Source organism: Roseateles sp. (assembly GCF_965262435.1).
Classification (GTDB): domain Bacteria; phylum Pseudomonadota; class Gammaproteobacteria; order Burkholderiales; family Burkholderiaceae_C; genus Paucibacter_A.
Map to the genome: position 1 here is coordinate 5,391,656 of NZ_OZ253537.1, position 17,438 is coordinate 5,409,093.

A 17,438-nucleotide genomic window follows, 5' to 3' on the forward strand; every position below is an offset into this window, starting at 1 on the left:
CGCTGGCGGGCTGGCGCAGGCCACCAAGAGCGAAAGAATGACCGCTGACGGAACCCATGAACGGCAATGCAGAGAGCTGGACATTCGAAAACCTGGAAGCAAATAAAAAAGGCCGCACACGGCGGCCTGGATTCAAGCATAAATTCGCGTCAGAAACGGTGACGGATGCCGGTGCTCAAGCCGACCCGGCTCTTGGCCGTGTTGTCAAAACTGACCGCACCGCCGAGTTTGGAATAGTCGGCCTCAGCATACACATCCGTGCGCTTGGAGAAGGCATAGTCCGCCACTGCGGCCAAGAAGCCCGCCTTGCTTGAGCCTGTCAGGCGATGATGAGTCTGCTTGGCATACCAGCCTTGCAGTCCGAGGTTCAGCTCCTTGCTGAACTGGTACGTGAAGCCTACGGCCAGCATGTCTCGCTTCTTCACGTCCAAACCGGCCGCATTGAGACGGCTGGCCGGGCTGATGGTGTAGTTGTTGGTGTAGGCGGCTTGAAGCACATCCGTACCCAAGTCAAACTTGTTCTGCCCCCAAGACAGGTTGACGTACAAAGGACCCGCCGTATAGGCGCCACCCACGGTCAGGCCACGAACCTTGCGCCCGGCCGTGTCCTCAACGTCCATCACGCCAGCGCCAAAGGCCAACTCGTCTTTGGAATAGCGCAGCATGGCGCCAACGGTCTTGTCCGGGCTGGCCCCCTCCCCGGCGCCGACCTGCAACTCACCCCGGAAGGGGCCAGACTCGGCCAAATACTTGACCATATTGCTTTGACGCCCCGCCATGGCCATGGCTGTTTCCGGCCGGAAAATCTCGATGTACGGCGAATATTTGTACGACGAGAAGGTACTCGTATAGACATCGAACAAGACGTTGTACTGGCGACCCAGGGTCAGACGGCCATATTCCTTGGACTCCAGGCCCACCCACGACTGACGCCAGAATTCGGCCGCAGTTTGCGTGCCGGTATCGGAGTTGAGCCGATGCTCCAAATTGGCGATGGCCTTGAGTCCACCGCCCATGTCTTCACTGACATTGACGCCGAGACGGCTGTTGGACATACCGCCGGGAATCACTTGAGACAAAGAATCGCCTTTCCGAGCGGCGGTGGTCCCTGAGTTGGTCGTGTAACGCACACCCACGTCCAGGATGCCATACAGGCTCACGCTGGACTGAGCCCAACCAGCGGACGAGAAAGTGGCCAGGAGGCCCAGGACCAAAGCAGTCTTCTTCATCGATGTCTCCTTGTAGTGAATGTCTTGTAACGACTGACCCATTCTGTGCGAATGACACCTACCAAGCGAGTCCGATGTTGCGACCCTCCTACACGCGCAAACCCTCCCATCCTGCGTCAGGCATGTGCAAGTTTGGCTACTCCGAAAACAAAAAAGCCGCCCGAAGGCGGCTTTCAGATCAAGCTTGCTTACGCAGCCTGGGATCAGAAGCTGTGACGCACGCCGACGTCGAAGCCACCCGAACCGCCACCAGCAGCCATTGTGGGGGTATTCAGCACGCCAACCTTGCCGCCGAGCTTGTTCTCGATCTTGGACACGGTGGTGTACAGAGCGGTGCGCTTGGACAGGTTGTGGATGTAACCGGCCGACAGGTGGGTTGCATCGTAAGCAGCCTTCAGGGTTTCAGCAGCGCCGTTGGCATCAGCCTTGGTCCACGAAGCCCAGACACTACCGGCACCCAGAGGAGCGGTCACGGCGGCGGTGATGACGGTCTGCTTGGCGGCGCCAAACTTGTTGGTCGAGAAGGTCAGCGAAGGCTTGGCGACACCCAGGTCGTAAGAACCACCGAAGGAACTCAGCTTGTACTTGGTGCCCACGCCAGCTTGCAGGAAGGCAGCGCTGACATGCAGGGGGCCAGCCACGTAGCCAGCACGACCGCTGAATGCCTTGCCAGCGTTGGTGCCTTCACCAGCAGCCACGTCAGCGGCGCCATAGAAGCCAGCCAGATTGCCCGGCAGCGAGTAGGAGACCATGTTGTCGAAGCGAGCCACGCTCACGCCGCTGCCCAGGGTGCTGTACAGCTGGTTGGCCTTGCCCAGACCGGTGGTCGAAGTCGGATCGAATGCTTCGATGTGCAGTTGTGCCACGGACTTGTTGCGGCCCAGACGCACTTCACCGAATTCGCCAGCCAAGCTCACCGTGGCGCGACGGCCCCAGAACTTGCTGGTGTCAGCGGTACCGGAGTCAGCGTTCACGGCGCCTTCCAGCCAGAAACCAGCCTTCAGGCCGCCGCCCAGGTCTTCTTCACCACGCACGCCCAGACGGCTGCTGGTGTTGCCATCGGTTGCCAGGCTCTTCAGCGTTTTGCCATTGGCCTTGGTGTAGCGTGCGGCCACGTCGATCACGCCGAACAGGGTCACCGACGATTGAGCCGATGCCACGGTCGCGAACGAACCCAGAACTGCCAGTGCAACGATTGATTTCTTCATTCGATACTCCACAAAAAATAATTCAGGCTTCGCTCGAAAGCTGGGCCTCGCTAAAAAGACGCCTCCAGGTTGGCACTTGCCAACCTCCCCGCGTGGGATCTGAAGCTTACGGCTCGATATTCAAGCCGGGCGCTCCGAAAAAGCCCGCTGCGCCAACCCCCTGCAGCGGAAGTTGTCGTATTACACAAGACCTTGATCACCCCTGAACACCTTCGACCGTCATATTCAGGGTTTGCGTTGTTGACACGCAACGAGAAAGTTGGTTCATAAACTATTCACAAATGCTTTCTGGTGGCCCCAAAAGGCTCACGCTGCGCCACTCATCATTAAACTGAAGAGTCGCTTCCCCCGAACCTCATGCCCAACTCTCCAGCTTATTCACCCGCCTCCACCCGCCTTACGGTCCTCGACCGCTTGCTGGTCAGCGTCGACCATGGCATGCGCACGGTATTTGCCAAGCCGCGTGCGGCGCGCCCCTCGCCAGCTCGCGACTGCGAGCCGGTGCAGTTGAGCTCTGAGGAGGCCCAACTCTCTGGCGCGCTGATGCGGGTCAACCATGTCGGCGAGGTTTGCGCCCAGGCGCTGTACCAGTCGCAAGCCTTATTCAGTCGCGACCCGGAACTGCGCCAGCATTTCAAAGCCGCGGCCCAGGAAGAAATCGACCACCTGGCCTGGACCCAGCAGCGCCTTGATGAGTTGGGCAGCCACCGCAGCCACCTGAGCCCACTCTGGTACAGCGGCGCCTTTGCCATCGGCAGTGTGGCGGGCCTGATCGGCGACCGGGTCAGCCTCGGCTTTGTGGTGGAAACCGAGCGTCAGGTCGAGCAGCACTTAGCCTCGCACCTGCAGCGCCTGCCCGAGGCCGACCAGGCTTCACGCGCCATCGTGGCGCAAATGAAGCTGGAAGAAGCCAGGCATGCCGACGAAGCCCAGGCAGCAGGCGCACTGCCCCTGCCAGCACCGGTGCAGCACCTGATGCGCTTGGCTGCGCGGGTCATGACGAGCACCGCGCACCGCATCTAAGCCGTTCGGATCAGGCCAGAACTCAGCCTCAGTCTCCTCCCGGAGATCGTGGCCGGGCCTTCGCCAGCCACGGCCTCCTTCCGGTGTCCGAGTACGGGCTCAGCCCGTCCACTGGTATCGCGGCCGGGCCTTCGCCAGCCACGGCCTCCTTCCGGAGTCCGTGCGCGGGCTCAGACCTCGACAATCTCCACCGAGGTTGACATCGCCGCCGTCTTGCCGAGCATGATGCTGGCTGAGCAGTATTTCTCGTGCGACAAGGCCACGGCGCGCTCGACCGCTTCTTGCTTGAGGCCTCGGCCACTGACCACGAAATGCATGTGGATGGCAGTGAACACCTTGGGGTCCTCCTCGGCACGCTCGGCCTTCATCTGCACCTGGCAACCGCGCACATCATGGCGGCCGCGCTTGAGGATGAGCACCACGTCATAAGCCGTGCAGCCGCCGGTGCCGGCCAACACAGTCTCCATGGGCCGCGGCGCCAGGTTGTGGCCACCACCCTGCGGTGCGCCGTCCATGGTCAACATATGGCCACTGCCGGTCTGCGCCACGAATGCCATGCCATCGGCGCCCATCCAGTTGATCGTGCATTCCATCTTGTGTGTGCTCCAAACGAAAGTGGCGAGCCCAGCCGACTTTGCACTAGAGCTCTGGGACTAATTAAAAGGCGCTAAAAATATTGCACCGCAGCAATTGCTGCAGCTAAAATTCTAGCCAAGCGATCCTCTTGCGCGCAGCCGCACGGCGTCAAAGCCCTGGCGCGCAGCAGATTCAAGCATCGGGCTCTCGCACCGTTTGTCTCCTCCACCGCCTCCATGGTGGATTCAACCCGAGCTTGCAAAAGCTCGGGTTTTTTTTGGCCCAATAGGTGCCAAGCCGAGCTGGAATCGCCTCCATACAACCCTGGCTTATCATGTTGCGCCGCAACAGATCTGTATCGGAGACCCCATGGCCGGCCCCGCCCGCACGCTCAAGAGTGGCACCCGCCACGCCCGCAAACCCGTCGCCAAGACCGTGACTGCGGCCGGCATGCCCGACCTGACTCCCTCCGACAACAGCTATCTGCAGCGAATTCTGAACGCCCGCGTCTACGAGATCGCCAAGGAAACCTCACTGACGCCAGCCAAAAGCCTGAGCAAGCGCCTGGGCAACAAGGTGCTGCTGAAGCGCGAGGACGAGCAGCCGGTGTTCAGCTTCAAGTTGCGAGGCGCCTACAACAAGATGGCCCATCTGAGCGCCGAACAGCTGGCCCAGGGTGTGATTTGCGCCTCGGCCGGCAACCATGCCCAAGGCGTGGCCATGTCGGCCAAGAAGCTGGGCTGCCGGGCCGTAATCGTGATGCCGGTGACCACACCCAAGGTCAAGATCGACGCCGTGCAAAGTCATGGCGGCGAGGTGGTGCTGTTCGGCGACAGTTTCACCGACGCCTATGGCCACGCGTTGGAGCTGGAAAAAGCCCAAGGCCTGAGCTTTGTCCACCCCTTCGACGACCCCGATGTGATTGCCGGCCAGGGCACGATCGCCATGGAACTGCTGCGCCAGCATCCTGGCCCGATCGACGCCATCTTCGTGGCCATCGGCGGCGGCGGGCTGATCTCCGGCGTGGCCGCCTACATCAAGGCGGTGCGCCCCGAGATCAAGGTGATCGGCGTGCAGACCAAGGATTCGGACGCCATGGTCCGCTCGGTGAAAGCCGGCAAGCGGGTGCTGCTGAACGATGTCGGCCTGTTCTCCGATGGCACGGCCGTGAAACTGGTCGGCGAAGAGACCTTCCGCATCACACGCGCCTTGGTCGACGACTTCGTGCTGGTGGACACCGACGCCGTCTGCGCCGCCATCAAGGACGTGTTCGAGGACACGCGCAGCATTCTGGAGCCCGCTGGCGCACTGGGTGTAGCGGCGGTCAAGCAGTACACGGCCGAGCATGGCTGCAAGGGCCAGACCTTCATCGCCATCACCTGCGGCGCCAATATGAACTTCGACCGCCTGCGCTTCGTCGCCGAGCGGGCCGAGGTCGGCGAGCATCGCGAGGCGCTGTTTGCCGTCACCATTCCCGAGGAACGCGGCAGCTTCAAGCGTTTCTGCGAACTGCTGGGACCGCGCAGCGTCACCGAATTCAATTACCGCATCTCCGATTCTGCCCAGGCCCACATCCTGGTCGGTGTGGCCACCCAGAAGCGCGAGGAAGCAGCCAAGCTGGCACGCGCCTTTGCCAAGGGTGGCTTCCAGGCCCTGGATCTGACCGACAACGAGCTGGCCAAGCAGCATTTGCGCCATATGGTGGGCGGCCGCTCCGAGCTGGCGCGCAACGAGCGCCTTTACCGCTTCATCTTTCCCGAGCGGCCGGGCGCGCTGATGCGCTTCCTGTCCAGCATGCACCCGGACTGGAATATCAGCCTATTCCATTACCGCAACCAGGGCGCCGACTACGGCCGCATCCTGGTCGGCATCCAGGTGCCACGCGGTGACAATGCGGCGCTGCGCGACTTCCTGAACTCGCTGAACTACCCTTTCGAAGACGAAAGCAACAACCCGGTCTATCAACTTTTCCTGCGCTGACGCAGACCCCCGAGCTGCCACGCTTGCCGCAGGGCAAGTGCGGATGTCGAGCCACCCTCACAGGCCCGACAATCCAGCCGCCCGCACCCGTTCAGGGTGAGCTGAACACTTCACATGTCCCTGCACCAGTCCCTGATCTCGCCGACCGCCAATCCCGAACTGGAAAAGGCCTTGCGCGACCGCGTCGACCGGCATGCCGCCATTGCCGGCGGCCTGGGCGAGCTGGAGCCTTTGGCGGTGCGGCTGGGCCTGGTGCAGAACTCACTGACGCCACGCTTCCGCGACCCGGTGCTGGCTTTGTTCGCCGCCGATCACGGCATGGTGGTGGACCGCATCGGCCAGCAATGGGGCCGCAGCACGCGTGAGCAGGCCCAGTTGGCCCTGCAGAACCGTCTGCCGGTTTCGGTGTTTGCCCGCCTGCAAGGCCTGCAACTCGCCGTGGTCGATTGCGGCATCGCCGAATCCTTGGCGCCGCACGCCCGGCTGATGGCGCGCAAGATCGCCCACGGCACCCGCAACACCCGCACCGGTCCGGCCATGACCTTGGAGCAAGCCCATGCCGGGGTCCGGGTGGGCATGGAAATTTCAGACAACCTGCCGGGCAATGTGCTGGCCTGTGCCGGCATGGGCCAGGGCTCGGCGGAGAGCGCCGCCCTGGTGCTGTCTCGCTTGATGGACCAGCCGGTGCGCGATTTCGTGCTGTCCGGCCCCGATATGCGCCAGGACGAGCTCGCCCACATCCTCGGCGTACTGCAGGCGGCGCAAGCGCGCCACCGCGAAGTCAGCGACCCAATGGAAGTGATGGCCGCCTTCGGTGGCTTCGAGCTTGCTGTGATGGTCGGCGCCATGCTGGTGGCGGCATCCAAACGCCATCTGATCATCATCGACGGCATCACCGCTTGCGCCGCGCTCAAAGTGGCCGCCAAGATTGCCGCACCGGTGACCGACTACGCCGTGTTCTGCCGCAGCCATGTGCACCGCGGCCTGGACGAAGCCCTGGCCACCTTCCACGCTTCAGCCTTGCTGGAGCTGGGCATGGACAGCGCCGACGGCACCGGCGCCGCCCTGGCCTGGCCCATGATTCGCAGCGCCGCCGCCTTGTTGACCGATCTGCACGATCTCGCCGAGCCGCGCGGCCCGAACACGGGCAGCGGCGTCGATTCGCTCAGCGGCGGCTACCGCGACAGCGGCAGCGAACCCCGCCTCAGCGCGTAGGCAAGGCGTTGGAGTCCAGCCCGCCGGGTGCCGGTGGCTGGCCGGGCGGCAGAGCGGGACGGAACGGCACTTGGGCTGGATCACCTTGCAACATGGGCTGGCCCCCGAGCACGGTCGGCGAATTGGCCGCAGGGGGCAAGGAACCGGTGGCGGCCGGCAGCGGCGGCGCCAGATTGAGCGTCATGCTGACCACGCCATCGCGCCCCAGCTGCGCGGAATTGCCCTGAACCGACAGCAAGCGCAGCTCACCATCCAGCACCGCGCCGATGCGCACGGTGCGCGGCACGCCGTCAACGGCAATCAAGGCCACGCCTTCGCCCGCCTGACTGGCCTGCAGATTCCTGGGCGCCACCACGCCGAGCAGGCTGAAACGGCTGTCTGCAGGCAAGGCGGCTTCGGGCGCGGCCACCGGCGCGGCACCGAACAAACGCGTCAGATCGGCCGTGCCGCTGCGCTGCTCCAGCACCGCCTGGGCATGGAGAGGCGCCGCCACGGGCCGGGCCATCAGCTGGATCAGCCAATAGACCGCGCTGCAAGCCAGCAAACCCCACACCAGAAAAGCCATCATTCGTGCAAGCATGGGCAGATTATGATTCATGCGCTTTGCTGATCCGCGGCCCCCGGCCCCGGTGCTAACCCTTCTTCACCACGCAGCCCGTCACGTTCACATGAATACAACGAACTCTCGCCGCCTCGCCCGGGGCTTCACCCTGATCGAGATCATGGTCGTGTTCCTCATCATCGGGCTGATGGGGGCCCTGATCGTGCCCAATGTGATGGACCGCCTGCATGAAGCCAAGGTCACGGCCGCCCGCGCCACCATCAACGACCTGATGCAGCAACTCAAGCTCTACAAGATCGACAACGGCCGCTACCCCAGCGGCGAGCAAGGCCTGGAAGCCCTGGTGCGCAAGCCCACCACCGGCACGCCGCCCGCCAACTGGAAGCCCTACATCGACAAGCTGCCGCTCGATCCCTGGAAGAACCCCTACCAATACGCCAACCCCGGTGTGAAAAACGAGATCGACATCTACAGCTTCGGTGCCGACGGCCGCCCGGGTGGCGAAGGCAATGACGCCGACCTCGGTTCCTGGCAATAAGCGCTTGCAAGCACAGCGCGGCTTCACACTGATCGAGCTGCTGGTGGTGGTGGCCATGGTGGCGATCGCCTCGGCCGCCGTCAGCATGGCCATGCGTGACCCGGCCGAAGCCCAGCTCGAACGCGAGGCCGAACGCCTGGTCGCCTTGTTCGAGACCGCCCGCGCCGAAAGTCGCAGCGCCGGCCTCGACGTGCAATGGCTGCCTCTGCAACAAAACGCCCGCGACCACTTCCGCTTTCAAGGCCTGCCCGAACGCATCCAGCTGCCCAGGCGCTGGCTGGCCGAAGGCGTGATCGCAGAGATCAGCAATGCGCGCAGCGTGCGCCTGGGGCCTGAGCCCATGATTGGCGCCCAGCAAGTCCAGCTGCGCCTGGGAAACCAACGCCTGCAACTGAGCACCGACGGCCTGGCCCCCTTCAGCGTCAGCCCGGTTCCGGCGCCATGAGGCGCACAGTCCCGAAGGCAGCTGAGCGCGGCTTCACCCTGATTGAGGTGATGGTCGCTTTGGTGATCGTCGCCATCACCCTGGCAGCCGGGGTCAAGGCCGCGGGCTCGCTGACCGACAACGCCAGCCGCCTGCGCGAAATGAGCGCCGCCCAGTGGTGCGCCGAGAACCAGCTGACCGAGCTGCGCCTGGGCAAACAATTCCCCGGCATCGGCGACAGCGACTTCAGCTGCGAGCAATTCGGCCAGGCCTACCGCGGCCGGCTGGTTGTCCGGCCCACGCCCAACCCCAACTTCCGCCGCGTCGACGCCTTGATCAGCGGCGACGGCGAGCGCACCCTGCTGACGCTCTCCACCATCATGGGGCGCTTCTGATGCGCGCCGGCCACCACACGCCGACCGGTTTCACCCTGATCGAGGTCATGGTGGCCCTGCTGATCATGAGCCTGATGACCGTGATGGCCTGGAGCGGCATCAATGGCTTGCTGAAGAGCCGGGAAGTGGCCCAGGCCCACCTGGACCACAGCGCCCGCTTGCAGACCGTGATGGCCCAGTGGGACAGCGACCTGCGCGCCGTGCAGGACAGCGGCAGCGTGCCGGCGATTGCCTTTGACGGCGCCTCGCTGCGCCTGACGCGCCAGCAGCCACAAGGCTTGCAGGTGGTGGTCTGGAGCCTGCGCGAGGGGCGGCTGCTGCGCTGGGAAGGCCCGCTGCAGCAGGGCGCGAACGAGCTGGGCCAAACCTATGAACGCAGCCTGCGTCTGCAAGCCCAGGACCGCGGCCAGCTGAGCACGCTCGAGGGCATCAGCGCCTGGCAGCTCTATTTCTACAGGGGCAATGGCTGGAGCAATGCCCAGTCCAGCGACGATGTCAGCAATGGCAGCGACAACATCCCGCCGCCGCCAGGGCCAGGGGCATCCGGCCCGAGCAAGGGCGCAGATGGGCAAGGCCAGGGCCAGGGCCAGGGCCAAGGCCAGGGAACAGGCGACAAGGACGGCAGCGGTCCGAGGCGGGCCATCTTGCCCAGCGGCGTGCGCATGGTGCTGCAGTTCGCACCCGACAGCGGCTTCAACGGCAGCTTGACGCGCCAGATCATCCTCGGGCCGCAATCATGATCAAGCGCCAGCCCCTGTCCCAACACCGAGGACAAGCAGGCGCAGCGCTGCTGACCGCCATGCTGATCGTCACTCTGGTGGCCAGCCTGGCTTCGGCCATGGTCTGGCGCCAATATCGGGCAGTACAGATCGAGGCAGCCGAACGGGCCCGGGCTCAATCAGCCTGGATCTTGCAAGGCGTGCTCGACTGGGCACGCCTGATCTTGCGCGAGGATGCGCGCGCCAACCTCAATGAGCCGGTCGACCACCTGGGCGAGGTCTGGGCCGTGCCCCTGGCCGAAGCGCGCCTGTCCACCTTTCTGGCCGCCGACGCCGACAACAAAGACGACAGCGGGCCCGAGGCCTTTCTGTCCGGCAGCCTTCAGGATGCACAGGCCCAGTACAACCTGCGCAATCTGCTCGGCGGCACCGAGGTCCCTGCGCTCGAACAACGGGTGCTGGAGCGCCTGTGCGACAGCGTCGGCGCGCCGCCCGGCAGCGCCCAGACCCTGATCCGCAAGCTGCGCCAGTCCGCCGACAGCAAGGACGGCGGCAAGGACAGCAGCAAAGGCCAGACCAACGCGGCCGACAACAGGAACCCTCCGCTGCCACCGCGCAATCTCGACCAGCTGGCCTGGTTCGGCCTGACGCCCGAAACCATCGAACGCCTGCGCCCGGTGCTGACCCTGCTGCCCCAACCCACGCCGGTCAACCTCAACACCGCGCCGCGCGAGGTCATCGCCGCGCTCTACGACGGCATGGACCTGGCCTCGGCCGAGCGGCTGGTGCGCTCACGCCAGACCCAGCCTTTGCGCAAGCTGCAAGACGCGGCCAGCTACTTCCCGAGCAACGCCAATCTGAGCGCGGAGCGGGCCGATGTGAAGTCGGCCTTCTTCATCATCAAGGGCCGGCTGCGCCTGGACGAACGGGTCATGGAAGAACGCGCCCTGGTACAAAGACGCAATCTGGAAATGCTGGTGATCGAACGCCAACGCGTCAACCAGCTGCAGGAAACCCGGAAGTGAGGCGCTGCGCGAGGCCGCGCCAGCCCGGCGTTTCATAGAGAGAAGCGCTAACTGATTGATTCCACATGATCCCGCAAAATACGCCACCTAGAATGCGCCCGCTTCCTCCGTCTCCATGAGTACTCTGCTCCTGTTCCTGCCCCCGCGCAGCCGCCTGCATGCCCAAGGCCGCCCCGCCCCGACCGTCGACGGCCTGGGCCGAGCGACCGGTCTCGGCCGTGGCGGCGAGGCCGCAGCCGACATCGACTATGTGTTGACTGCCGACGGACGCGAGCTGAGCGCACAAGGCAGCCTACCGGCCGCGCAGCTGCCGCACGCCGACCTGGTGATCGCCATTCCGGCCGAGTCCGACGTGGCCTGGCAGCGCGTCACCCTGCCGCGCGCCGGCCGTCAGATGCGCAGCGCCCTGGCCGGCCTGCTGGAAGACAGCTTGCTCGACGACGCCGAGAGCCTGCACTTCGCCATCGAAGCCGAAGCCCAGGGCGGCGACAGCGCCTGGGTCGCCGTCTGCTCGCGTGCCTGGCTGCAAGCGCAGCTGGCGGCACTGGACGCGGCGCAGATCGTGGTCGACCGTGTCTGCCCCTTGAGTTGGCCCGGCAGCCCGCCGCGCGGCTATTTCTACAGCACCGGCCAGGAATTCAGCCCGGTGGCCCTGCGCTGGAGCCACCCGGAAGGGGTCAGCAATCTGCCGCTGGAGGGCAGCCTGACGCGCCAGCTCTTCCCGGCGCCCCTGGTACAGAGCTCGCAGTGGCACGCCGCACCCGAGGTGGCCGCAGCCGCCGAACATTGGCTGGGCACGGCGGTGACGCCGCTGAGCCACGCCCAGCGCGCGCTGAGTGTGATCGACTGCACGTGGAATCTGCGCCAATTCGAACTGGCGCCGCGCACCCGCGGCATCCTCGCCCTGCGCCAGCTCTCGCGCGGCCTGATGCGGCGCCAGTGGCGCCCGGTGCGCATCGGCCTGGCCGGCCTGGTGGCCGTGCAGCTGCTGGGCATGAACCTGGCCGCCTGGCAGCAGAACGCCCAGCTCAAGGCCCGGCGCACCGCCATCACCCAAACCCTGACCCAGACCTTCCCGCATGTGCGCGCGGTGCTGGACGCGCCGACACAGATGCAGCGTGAAATCGACGGCCTGCGCGCCAGCGCCGGCCGCAGCGGTGACAAGGACCTGGAAACCCTGCTGGCGGCGGCCGCCACCGCCTGGCCCCAGGACCGCGGCCCGGCCGACAGCCTGAGCTTCGAAGCCGGCCGCCTGCAACTGTCCAGCGCCGGCTGGAGCGAGGCGCAGATCCAGCAATTCCGCAGCCAGCTGCGCAGCGAAGGCTGGCAGCTCGAAAGCAGCGAAGGCCAGCTGACCCTGAGCCGCATGCCCGCCGACGCGCCTGCGGTCCGCAACGTCCTCTCTGCCCAGGCCTCGCCCGGGTCCAAGACATGAGCTTCGACAAGAAACCGGCGCCCTGGGCGCCCCTGCAAGCCCAGGTCCAGGCGCAGTGGCAGCAGATGGGCGAGCGCGAGCGCAAGGCCGCGCAGCTGATCGCCCTGCTTTTGGGCCTGGCCTTGTTCTGGTTCGTGGCGGTGCAGCCGGCCTGGCGCACGCTGAGCCAGGCTCCGGCCCAGGCGGAAAGCCTGGAGCGCCAGCTGCAGCAAATGCAAGCCCTGGCGCAGGAAGCACAAACCTTGCGCGCCGCCCCGGCCGTGCCCGCCGCCCAAGCCGCTCAAGCCCTGCAGGCAGCCAGCGAACACCTGGGCCCGGCGGCCCGCTTGCAGCTCAACGGCGACCGCGCCGTGCTGACCCTGAACGGCGTCAGCAGCGAGGCCTTGCAGGCCTGGCTGGGCGAAGCGCGCAGCGCCGCCCGTGCCCGCCCTCTGGAGGCCAAGCTGCAGCGCGGCCCGCAGGGCTTCAGCGGCAGCATCGTGCTCGGCCTGCAAGGAGGCTCGGCCCCATGAATCCGCTTCGTTTCGGGCGAAGCAAGCGCCCCGGCGACGCGACCGGGTCCAGCCTGGGTGCACCGAGTCACTGGCAGGACCTGCCCACCGATGACCTGGGGCAGCGTGCCCGCCAGAGCCTGCCACGGCGCTGGAGCGTGGCCGGCGCCCTGCTGGGCGCTGGCATTGCCCTCGTGGCCTTTGCGCCGGCCAGCTGGCTGGCACGCGGCCTGGCCGCGGCCAGCAATGAACATGTGCTGATCACCGACAGCCGCGGCAGCATCTGGAATGGCAGCGGCGTGCTGGTGCTCAGCGGCGGCGCGGGCAGCCGTGACGCCGCCATCCTGCCCGGCCGCCTGAGCTGGACTCTGGGTTTCAAAGGCCTGGGCCTGGCTCTCCATGCCCGCCAGGACTGTTGCCTGAATGGCCAGCTGCAGCTCTTGCTGCGCCCGGGCTGGGGCCGCTTCGAGCTGGCCGTGGCCAACAGCGGCGAATGGCTGGCGCGTCTGCCGGCAGGCCTGCTCTCGGGCCTGGGCACGCCTTGGAACACCTTGCAGCTGGGCGGCTCGCTGCGCCTGAGTGCTCGCGATCTGCGCCTGGAATGGCTGGGCGGGCAGTGGCGCCAGTTCGGTCAGTTGGACCTGGACCTGCTCAATTTGTCTTCCCGCGTCTCGACACTCGCGCCGCTGGGCAGCTACCGTTTTTCCCTGCTGGCCATGCCCGCCAGCCCAGGCCAGACCGGCGGCGGGAACAACGTCAGCCAGATGAATCTGAGCACCCTGGAAGGCGCCCTGATGCTGAACGGCCAGGGCACGCTGACGGCCGGCAAGCCGCGCTTCACCCTGGAAGCGTCCGCCGCGCCCGGCCGGGAAGCCGCCTTGAACAACCTCCTGAACATCATCGGACGGCGCCAAGGCGCCCGTTCCGTCTTTTCGATCGGATGAGCATGAACGACCACAAGCGGGCGCCCATCGCGCCTCGGCGACAGCAAGCGGGCGTGTCCCTGCTGGCCCTGGCCCTGCTGGCCACGCCAGCCCTGAGCCCGGCCGCCACCAACAAGCCGCGCGGCAGCGGCCCGGCCGTCAAGGCGCCGACGCCGGTGACCCTGAACTTCGTCAACGCCGACATCGAGGCCGTGACCCGCGCCATGGGCGTGATGATGAACCGCCAGTTCATCATCGACCCGCGCGTCAAGGGCCAGGTCACGGTCTACAGCGAGCAACCGGTGACGCCGCGCGAGGCTTACCTCAACTACCTGGCCGCCCTGCGTGGCCTGGGCTTCACCGTGGTGGAGAGCGCCGGGCTGTGGAAGGTCGTGCCCGAGGCGGACGCCAAGCTGCAGGCCGGCTCGGTGGCCGTGGACAGCAGCAAGGAGCGCGGTGACCAGATCCTGACCCAGGTCTACCGCCTCAATTTCGAGAACGCCAACAACCTGGTGGCGGTGCTGCGCCCGCTGATCAGCCCCAACAACACCATCAACGCAAACCCCGGCAACAACAGCCTGGTCATCACCGACTACGCCGACAACCTGCAGCGTCTGGGCCGCATCATCGCCGCCATGGACACGGCCGGAGCCACCGACATCGAGCTGGTGCCGCTCAAGCATGCGGTTGCCGCCGACCTGGCGCCCCTGGTGCTGCGCCTGACCGAGGCCGGCAATGCCGCCGCGGCGGCGCCCGGCCAAGGCGGCAGCGGCAGCGTCAATGTGGTGGTCGACCCACGCAGCAATGCCCTGATCGTGCGCGCCGCCAACCCGACGCGCCTGGCCTACACCAAGGGCATCATCGCCAAGCTGGACCAACCTTCGCTGGACAACAACCCGGCCGGCAATATCCGCGTCGTCTACCTGAAAAACGCCGACGCCACCAAGCTGGCCACCGTGCTGCGCGCCGCCTTTGCGGCGAACAGCGGCGGCGGTGCCGGCGGCGCCAGCAGCGGCAACAGCGCGGGCGGCGGCTTGAGCGGTCTCAGCGGCGCCGGTGGCCTGGGCTCAGGTAACCTCGGCGGCACGCAGCAAAGCGGCATGGGCAACAGCAGCGGCAATACCGCCTCCGCGGCGGCGACCACCCCGGTCAGCGCCTCGGCCGGCCCGTCGACAGGCGGCTTTGTACAGGCCGATCCGTCCACCAACGCGCTGATCATCACCGCGCCCGACCCGCTCTACCGCCAGATCCGCCAGGTCATCGACCAGCTCGACGGCCGCCGCGCCCAGGTCTATGTCGAGACCCTGATCGTCAAGGTCGACGCCAGCAAGAGCGGCAACTTCGGCGTGCAGTGGCAGAACCTGTTCGGCAACAAGGGTGACAGCAACATCACCGGCGCCGGCACCAATTTCGGCACCGGCCCGGGCAACATCATCCAGGGCACGGCCGCGCTGTTCGGCGGCACCACCGCCATCGCCAGCGTCGTCAAGGATGCGCCCACCGGCCTCAACATCGGCCTGCTGAAGAAATTCGGCGACCGCTACACCCTGGGCGCTATCGCCAATTTCCTGGAGGCCGAGGCTGGCGCCAATGTGCTGTCGACACCCAATCTGGTGGCCCTGGACAACGAGGAAGCCAAGATCGTGGTGGGCCGCTCGGTACCCTTTGTGACCGGTTCTTACACCAACACCGGCAGCGGCAGCAGCACCGGCTCGGTCAACCCATTCCAGACCTTTGACCGCAAGGATGTGGGCATCACCTTGCGCATCCGCAGCCAAATCGGCGAAGGCGGCACGGTGCGCATGACGGTGCAGCAGGAAAACTCCTCGGTGGATCCGACCACCAAGGCCGACACCAGCGGACCGTCGACCGAGAAGGCATCGATCGAAACCACTGTTTCGGTGGACGATGGCCAGATCCTGGTGCTGGGCGGCCTGCTGAAGGACGAGTTTGCCGACAGCGAGGGCCGCGTGCCCGGCCTGGGCAGCCTCCCGTTGATCGGCAATCTGTTCAAGAACACCGGCCGCAGCCGCGTCAAGACCAATCTGATGGTGTTCCTGCGCCCGGTCATCATGCGCAGCCAGGAAGCGGCCGACCGCATCACCATGGACCGCTACGACCACTTCCGCACCCTGCAGGAATCGGTCAAGCCGGAGTCCAAGTTCGCCCTGCCGGACACCGGCACGCCGCTGCTGCCGGCCAATCCCACCGCACCGATCGGCACGGCCAAGCCGCCGGCGGGCGCCACGGACAAGGTGGGCCAGTGAGCGCCATGCGCCACCCCTTGCCTTACGCCTACGCCAAGGCCAATTCGGTGCTGCTGGAGGACGACGGCGCCAGCCTCGTGCTCTGGGCGCCGGCCGAGGTCAGCCTGGCCACCTTGTCCGAGGTGCAGCGCCTCTACCTGATCGACCGCTTCGAACAAGAAGCGGCCAGCAGCCTGGCCGAGCGCATCAATGCCGCCTATGCCGGCAGCGAATCGAGCGCGGCCGTGGTGATCGGCGAGGTCGAGAGCGCGGTGGACCTGAGCCGCATGATGCAGGACCTGCCCGCCGTGGAAGACCTGCTGGAAGCGGCCAATGACGCGCCCATCATCCGCATGCTCAACGCGCTGCTGACGCAGGCGGCCAAGGACGGCGCCAGCGACATCCACATCGAACCCTACGAGCGTGCCAGCTCGGTGCGCTTCCGCGTCGACGGCACGCTGCGCGAGGTGGTGCAGCCCAACCGCGGCCTGCACGCGGCCCTGATCTCGCGCCTGAAGATCATGGCCGAGCTGGACATTGCCGAAAAGCGCCTGCCGCAGGATGGCCGCATTTCCTTGCGCATCGGCGGCCGCGCCATCGATGTGCGCGTCTCCACCCTGCCCAGCGCCCACGGCGAGCGCGCCGTGCTGCGTCTGCTGGACAAGACCGAATCGAAGTTCACGCTCGAAGGCCTCGGCATGAGCGGCGATGTGCTGGAGGCCTTCAAGCGCCTGGTGCAGCAGCCGCACGGCATCGTGCTGGTCACCGGGCCCACCGGTTCGGGCAAGACCACCAGCCTTTACGCCTCCTTGCAGACCGTGGACACCAGCACCACCAATGTGCTGACGGTGGAAGACCCGATCGAGTACGAGCTGGCCGGCGTCGGCCAGACGCAGGTCAATGCCAAGATCGATCTGACGTTTGCGAAAGCGCTGCGCGCCATCCTGCGCCAGGACCCTGACGTGATCATGATCGGTGAAATCCGCGATTACGAGACCGCGCAAATTGCCATTCAGGCCTCGCTGACCGGCCACCTGGTGCTGGCCACCTTGCACACCAATGACGCCCCTAGTGCCGTCACTCGACTGACCGATATGGGCGTCGAGCCCTTCCTGCTCAGCTCCAGCCTGCTCGGCGTGCTGGCCCAGCGCCTCGTGCGCAAGCTCTGCCCAGTCTGCAAACGGCAGGATGGTGAAGGGCGCTACCACCCCGTCGGCTGCGAAGCCTGCAGCCGCACCGGCTACAAGGGCCGCACCGGCGTCTATGAGTTGATGGTGGCCGATGAAGCCGTGCGGCACCTGATGCATCAGCGCGCCGCAGAGAGTGAGCTTCAAGCTGCTGCACATGCAGCCGGCCTGCGCTCCATGCGCGAGGACGGCCAGCGCCTGATCGACGCCGGCATCACCTCGGTCGAAGAAGTGCTGCGCGTGACACGCGAATCCTGAGCCC

General features: G+C 66.0%; 17 protein-coding genes. 13 read left to right on the forward strand and 4 right to left on the reverse strand.

Annotated features, from left to right (window positions below; translation table 11 throughout):
• Positions 1 to 149: 149 nt before the first annotated feature.
• Together ACQY39_RS23145 and ACQY39_RS23150 are read right to left on the reverse strand one after the other, a co-directional pair.
• Complete coding sequence (locus tag ACQY39_RS23145) at positions 150 to 1,271, reverse strand: porin (protein WP_428510301.1); 1,122 nt, start codon at positions 1,269 to 1,271, stop codon at positions 150 to 152.
• Positions 1,272 to 1,432: 161 nt separating this feature from the next.
• Positions 1,433 to 2,437, reverse strand: coding sequence for a porin (locus tag ACQY39_RS23150; RefSeq protein ID WP_428510303.1), 1,005 nt, complete (start codon positions 2,435 to 2,437; stop codon positions 1,433 to 1,435).
• Between the two features lie 357 nt (positions 2,438 to 2,794).
• On the opposite strand from ACQY39_RS23150, the gene coq7 reads away from it, so the two are divergent.
• Entirely contained in the window at positions 2,795 to 3,460 is a 666-nt protein-coding gene (gene coq7, locus ACQY39_RS23155; protein WP_428510305.1) for a 2-polyprenyl-3-methyl-6-methoxy-1,4-benzoquinone monooxygenase, read from the forward strand.
• A gap of 170 nt (positions 3,461 to 3,630) precedes the next feature.
• Here the strand turns inward: coq7 and ACQY39_RS23160 are convergent, their stop codons facing one another.
• A complete protein-coding gene (locus ACQY39_RS23160) occupies positions 3,631 to 4,053 on the reverse strand; it encodes an OsmC family protein (protein WP_428510307.1) in 423 nt (140 codons plus the stop codon).
• 433 nt (positions 4,054 to 4,486) lie between these two features.
• Between ACQY39_RS23160 and ilvA the strand changes: the two genes are divergently transcribed.
• Together ilvA and ACQY39_RS23170 are read left to right on the forward strand one after the other, a co-directional pair.
• Entirely contained in the window at positions 4,487 to 6,016 is a 1,530-nt protein-coding gene (ilvA, locus tag ACQY39_RS23165; protein ID WP_428510930.1) for a threonine ammonia-lyase, biosynthetic, read from the forward strand.
• 114 nt (positions 6,017 to 6,130) lie between these two features.
• The gene (locus ACQY39_RS23170; RefSeq protein ID WP_428510310.1) at positions 6,131 to 7,231 is read left to right on the forward strand and encodes a nicotinate-nucleotide--dimethylbenzimidazole phosphoribosyltransferase; all 1,101 of its coding nucleotides are present in this window, start codon (positions 6,131 to 6,133) and stop codon (positions 7,229 to 7,231) included.
• Here the strand turns inward: ACQY39_RS23170 and ACQY39_RS23175 are convergent.
• Positions 7,221 to 7,811, reverse strand: a complete 591-nt coding sequence (locus tag ACQY39_RS23175; protein WP_428510312.1) for a hypothetical protein — start codon at positions 7,809 to 7,811, stop codon at positions 7,221 to 7,223. The two genes, ACQY39_RS23170 and ACQY39_RS23175, sit on opposite strands and share 11 nt — an antisense overlap.
• Positions 7,812 to 7,899: 88 nt before the next feature.
• Between ACQY39_RS23175 and gspG the strand changes: the two genes are divergently transcribed.
• The 10 genes from gspG (at position 7,900) to gspE (ending at position 17,434) form a co-directional block, all read left to right on the forward strand.
• Positions 7,900 to 8,331 (forward strand): type II secretion system major pseudopilin GspG, encoded by a 432-nt coding sequence (gspG, locus tag ACQY39_RS23180; RefSeq protein ID WP_263519000.1) that lies wholly within the window; start codon positions 7,900 to 7,902, stop codon positions 8,329 to 8,331.
• The gene (locus tag ACQY39_RS23185; protein ID WP_263519002.1) at positions 8,303 to 8,776 is read left to right on the forward strand and encodes a pilus assembly FimT family protein; all 474 of its coding nucleotides are present in this window, start codon (positions 8,303 to 8,305) and stop codon (positions 8,774 to 8,776) included. The genes gspG and ACQY39_RS23185 overlap by 29 nt, the downstream gene beginning before the upstream one ends.
• Positions 8,773 to 9,150 carry a type II secretion system minor pseudopilin GspI gene (gspI, locus tag ACQY39_RS23190; protein WP_428510315.1) on the forward strand — a complete coding sequence of 126 codons (378 nt, stop codon included), beginning with the start codon at positions 8,773 to 8,775 and terminating at the stop codon, positions 9,148 to 9,150. The genes ACQY39_RS23185 and gspI overlap by 4 nt, the downstream gene beginning before the upstream one ends.
• Entirely contained in the window at positions 9,150 to 9,890 is a 741-nt protein-coding gene (locus ACQY39_RS23195; protein WP_428510317.1) for a prepilin-type N-terminal cleavage/methylation domain-containing protein, read from the forward strand. The genes gspI and ACQY39_RS23195 overlap by 1 nt, the downstream gene beginning before the upstream one ends.
• Positions 9,887 to 10,894 carry a type II secretion system minor pseudopilin GspK gene (gene gspK, locus ACQY39_RS23200; protein WP_428510319.1) on the forward strand — a complete coding sequence of 336 codons (1,008 nt, stop codon included), beginning with the start codon at positions 9,887 to 9,889 and terminating at the stop codon, positions 10,892 to 10,894. Before ACQY39_RS23195 ends, gspK begins: the two co-directional genes overlap by 4 nt.
• Before the next feature lie 115 nt (positions 10,895 to 11,009).
• Positions 11,010 to 12,329 (forward strand): type II secretion system protein GspL, encoded by a 1,320-nt coding sequence (gene gspL, locus ACQY39_RS23205; RefSeq protein WP_428510321.1) that lies wholly within the window; start codon positions 11,010 to 11,012, stop codon positions 12,327 to 12,329.
• Positions 12,326 to 12,841: a type II secretion system protein GspM gene (gene gspM, locus ACQY39_RS23210; protein WP_428510323.1), complete on the forward strand. Its 516-nt coding sequence runs from the start codon at positions 12,326 to 12,328 to the stop codon at positions 12,839 to 12,841. Before gspL ends, gspM begins: the two co-directional genes overlap by 4 nt.
• A complete protein-coding gene (locus tag ACQY39_RS23215; RefSeq protein WP_428510325.1) occupies positions 12,838 to 13,764 on the forward strand; it encodes a type II secretion system protein N in 927 nt (308 codons plus the stop codon). The genes gspM and ACQY39_RS23215 overlap by 4 nt, the downstream gene beginning before the upstream one ends.
• 2 nt (positions 13,765 to 13,766) lie before the next feature.
• The gene (gspD, locus tag ACQY39_RS23220) at positions 13,767 to 16,010 is read left to right on the forward strand and encodes a type II secretion system secretin GspD (RefSeq protein WP_428510327.1); all 2,244 of its coding nucleotides are present in this window, start codon (positions 13,767 to 13,769) and stop codon (positions 16,008 to 16,010) included.
• Between the two features lie 5 nt (positions 16,011 to 16,015).
• Positions 16,016 to 17,434, forward strand: coding sequence for a type II secretion system ATPase GspE (gene gspE / locus ACQY39_RS23225; protein ID WP_263519014.1), 1,419 nt, complete (start codon positions 16,016 to 16,018; stop codon positions 17,432 to 17,434).
• Positions 17,435 to 17,438: the final 4 nt, after the last annotated feature.

Bases quoted from the DNA above. Each gene is read 5' to 3' on its own strand.
- ACQY39_RS23145 (WP_428510301.1), bottom strand. From the start codon at position 1,271: ATGGGTCAGTCGTTACAAGACATTCACTACAAGGAGACATCGATGAAG.
- ACQY39_RS23150 (WP_428510303.1), bottom strand. From the start codon at position 2,437: ATGAAGAAATCAATCGTTGCACTGGCAGTTCTGGGTTCGTTCGCGACC.
- coq7 (WP_428510305.1), top strand. From the start codon at position 2,795: ATGCCCAACTCTCCAGCTTATTCACCCGCCTCCACCCGCCTTACGGTC.
- ACQY39_RS23160 (WP_428510307.1), bottom strand. From the start codon at position 4,053: ATGGAATGCACGATCAACTGGATGGGCGCCGATGGCATGGCATTCGTG.
- ilvA (WP_428510930.1), top strand. From the start codon at position 4,487: ATGCCCGACCTGACTCCCTCCGACAACAGCTATCTGCAGCGAATTCTG.
- ACQY39_RS23170 (WP_428510310.1), top strand. From the start codon at position 6,131: ATGTCCCTGCACCAGTCCCTGATCTCGCCGACCGCCAATCCCGAACTG.
- ACQY39_RS23175 (WP_428510312.1), bottom strand. From the start codon at position 7,811: ATGCTTGCACGAATGATGGCTTTTCTGGTGTGGGGTTTGCTGGCTTGC.
- gspG (WP_263519000.1), top strand. From the start codon at position 7,900: ATGAATACAACGAACTCTCGCCGCCTCGCCCGGGGCTTCACCCTGATC.
- ACQY39_RS23185 (WP_263519002.1), top strand. From the start codon at position 8,303: ATGACGCCGACCTCGGTTCCTGGCAATAAGCGCTTGCAAGCACAGCGC.
- gspI (WP_428510315.1), top strand. From the start codon at position 8,773: ATGAGGCGCACAGTCCCGAAGGCAGCTGAGCGCGGCTTCACCCTGATT.
- ACQY39_RS23195 (WP_428510317.1), top strand. From the start codon at position 9,150: ATGCGCGCCGGCCACCACACGCCGACCGGTTTCACCCTGATCGAGGTC.
- gspK (WP_428510319.1), top strand. From the start codon at position 9,887: ATGATCAAGCGCCAGCCCCTGTCCCAACACCGAGGACAAGCAGGCGCA.
- gspL (WP_428510321.1), top strand. From the start codon at position 11,010: ATGAGTACTCTGCTCCTGTTCCTGCCCCCGCGCAGCCGCCTGCATGCC.
- gspM (WP_428510323.1), top strand. From the start codon at position 12,326: ATGAGCTTCGACAAGAAACCGGCGCCCTGGGCGCCCCTGCAAGCCCAG.
- ACQY39_RS23215 (WP_428510325.1), top strand. From the start codon at position 12,838: ATGAATCCGCTTCGTTTCGGGCGAAGCAAGCGCCCCGGCGACGCGACC.
- gspD (WP_428510327.1), top strand. From the start codon at position 13,767: ATGAACGACCACAAGCGGGCGCCCATCGCGCCTCGGCGACAGCAAGCG.
- gspE (WP_263519014.1), top strand. From the start codon at position 16,016: ATGCGCCACCCCTTGCCTTACGCCTACGCCAAGGCCAATTCGGTGCTG.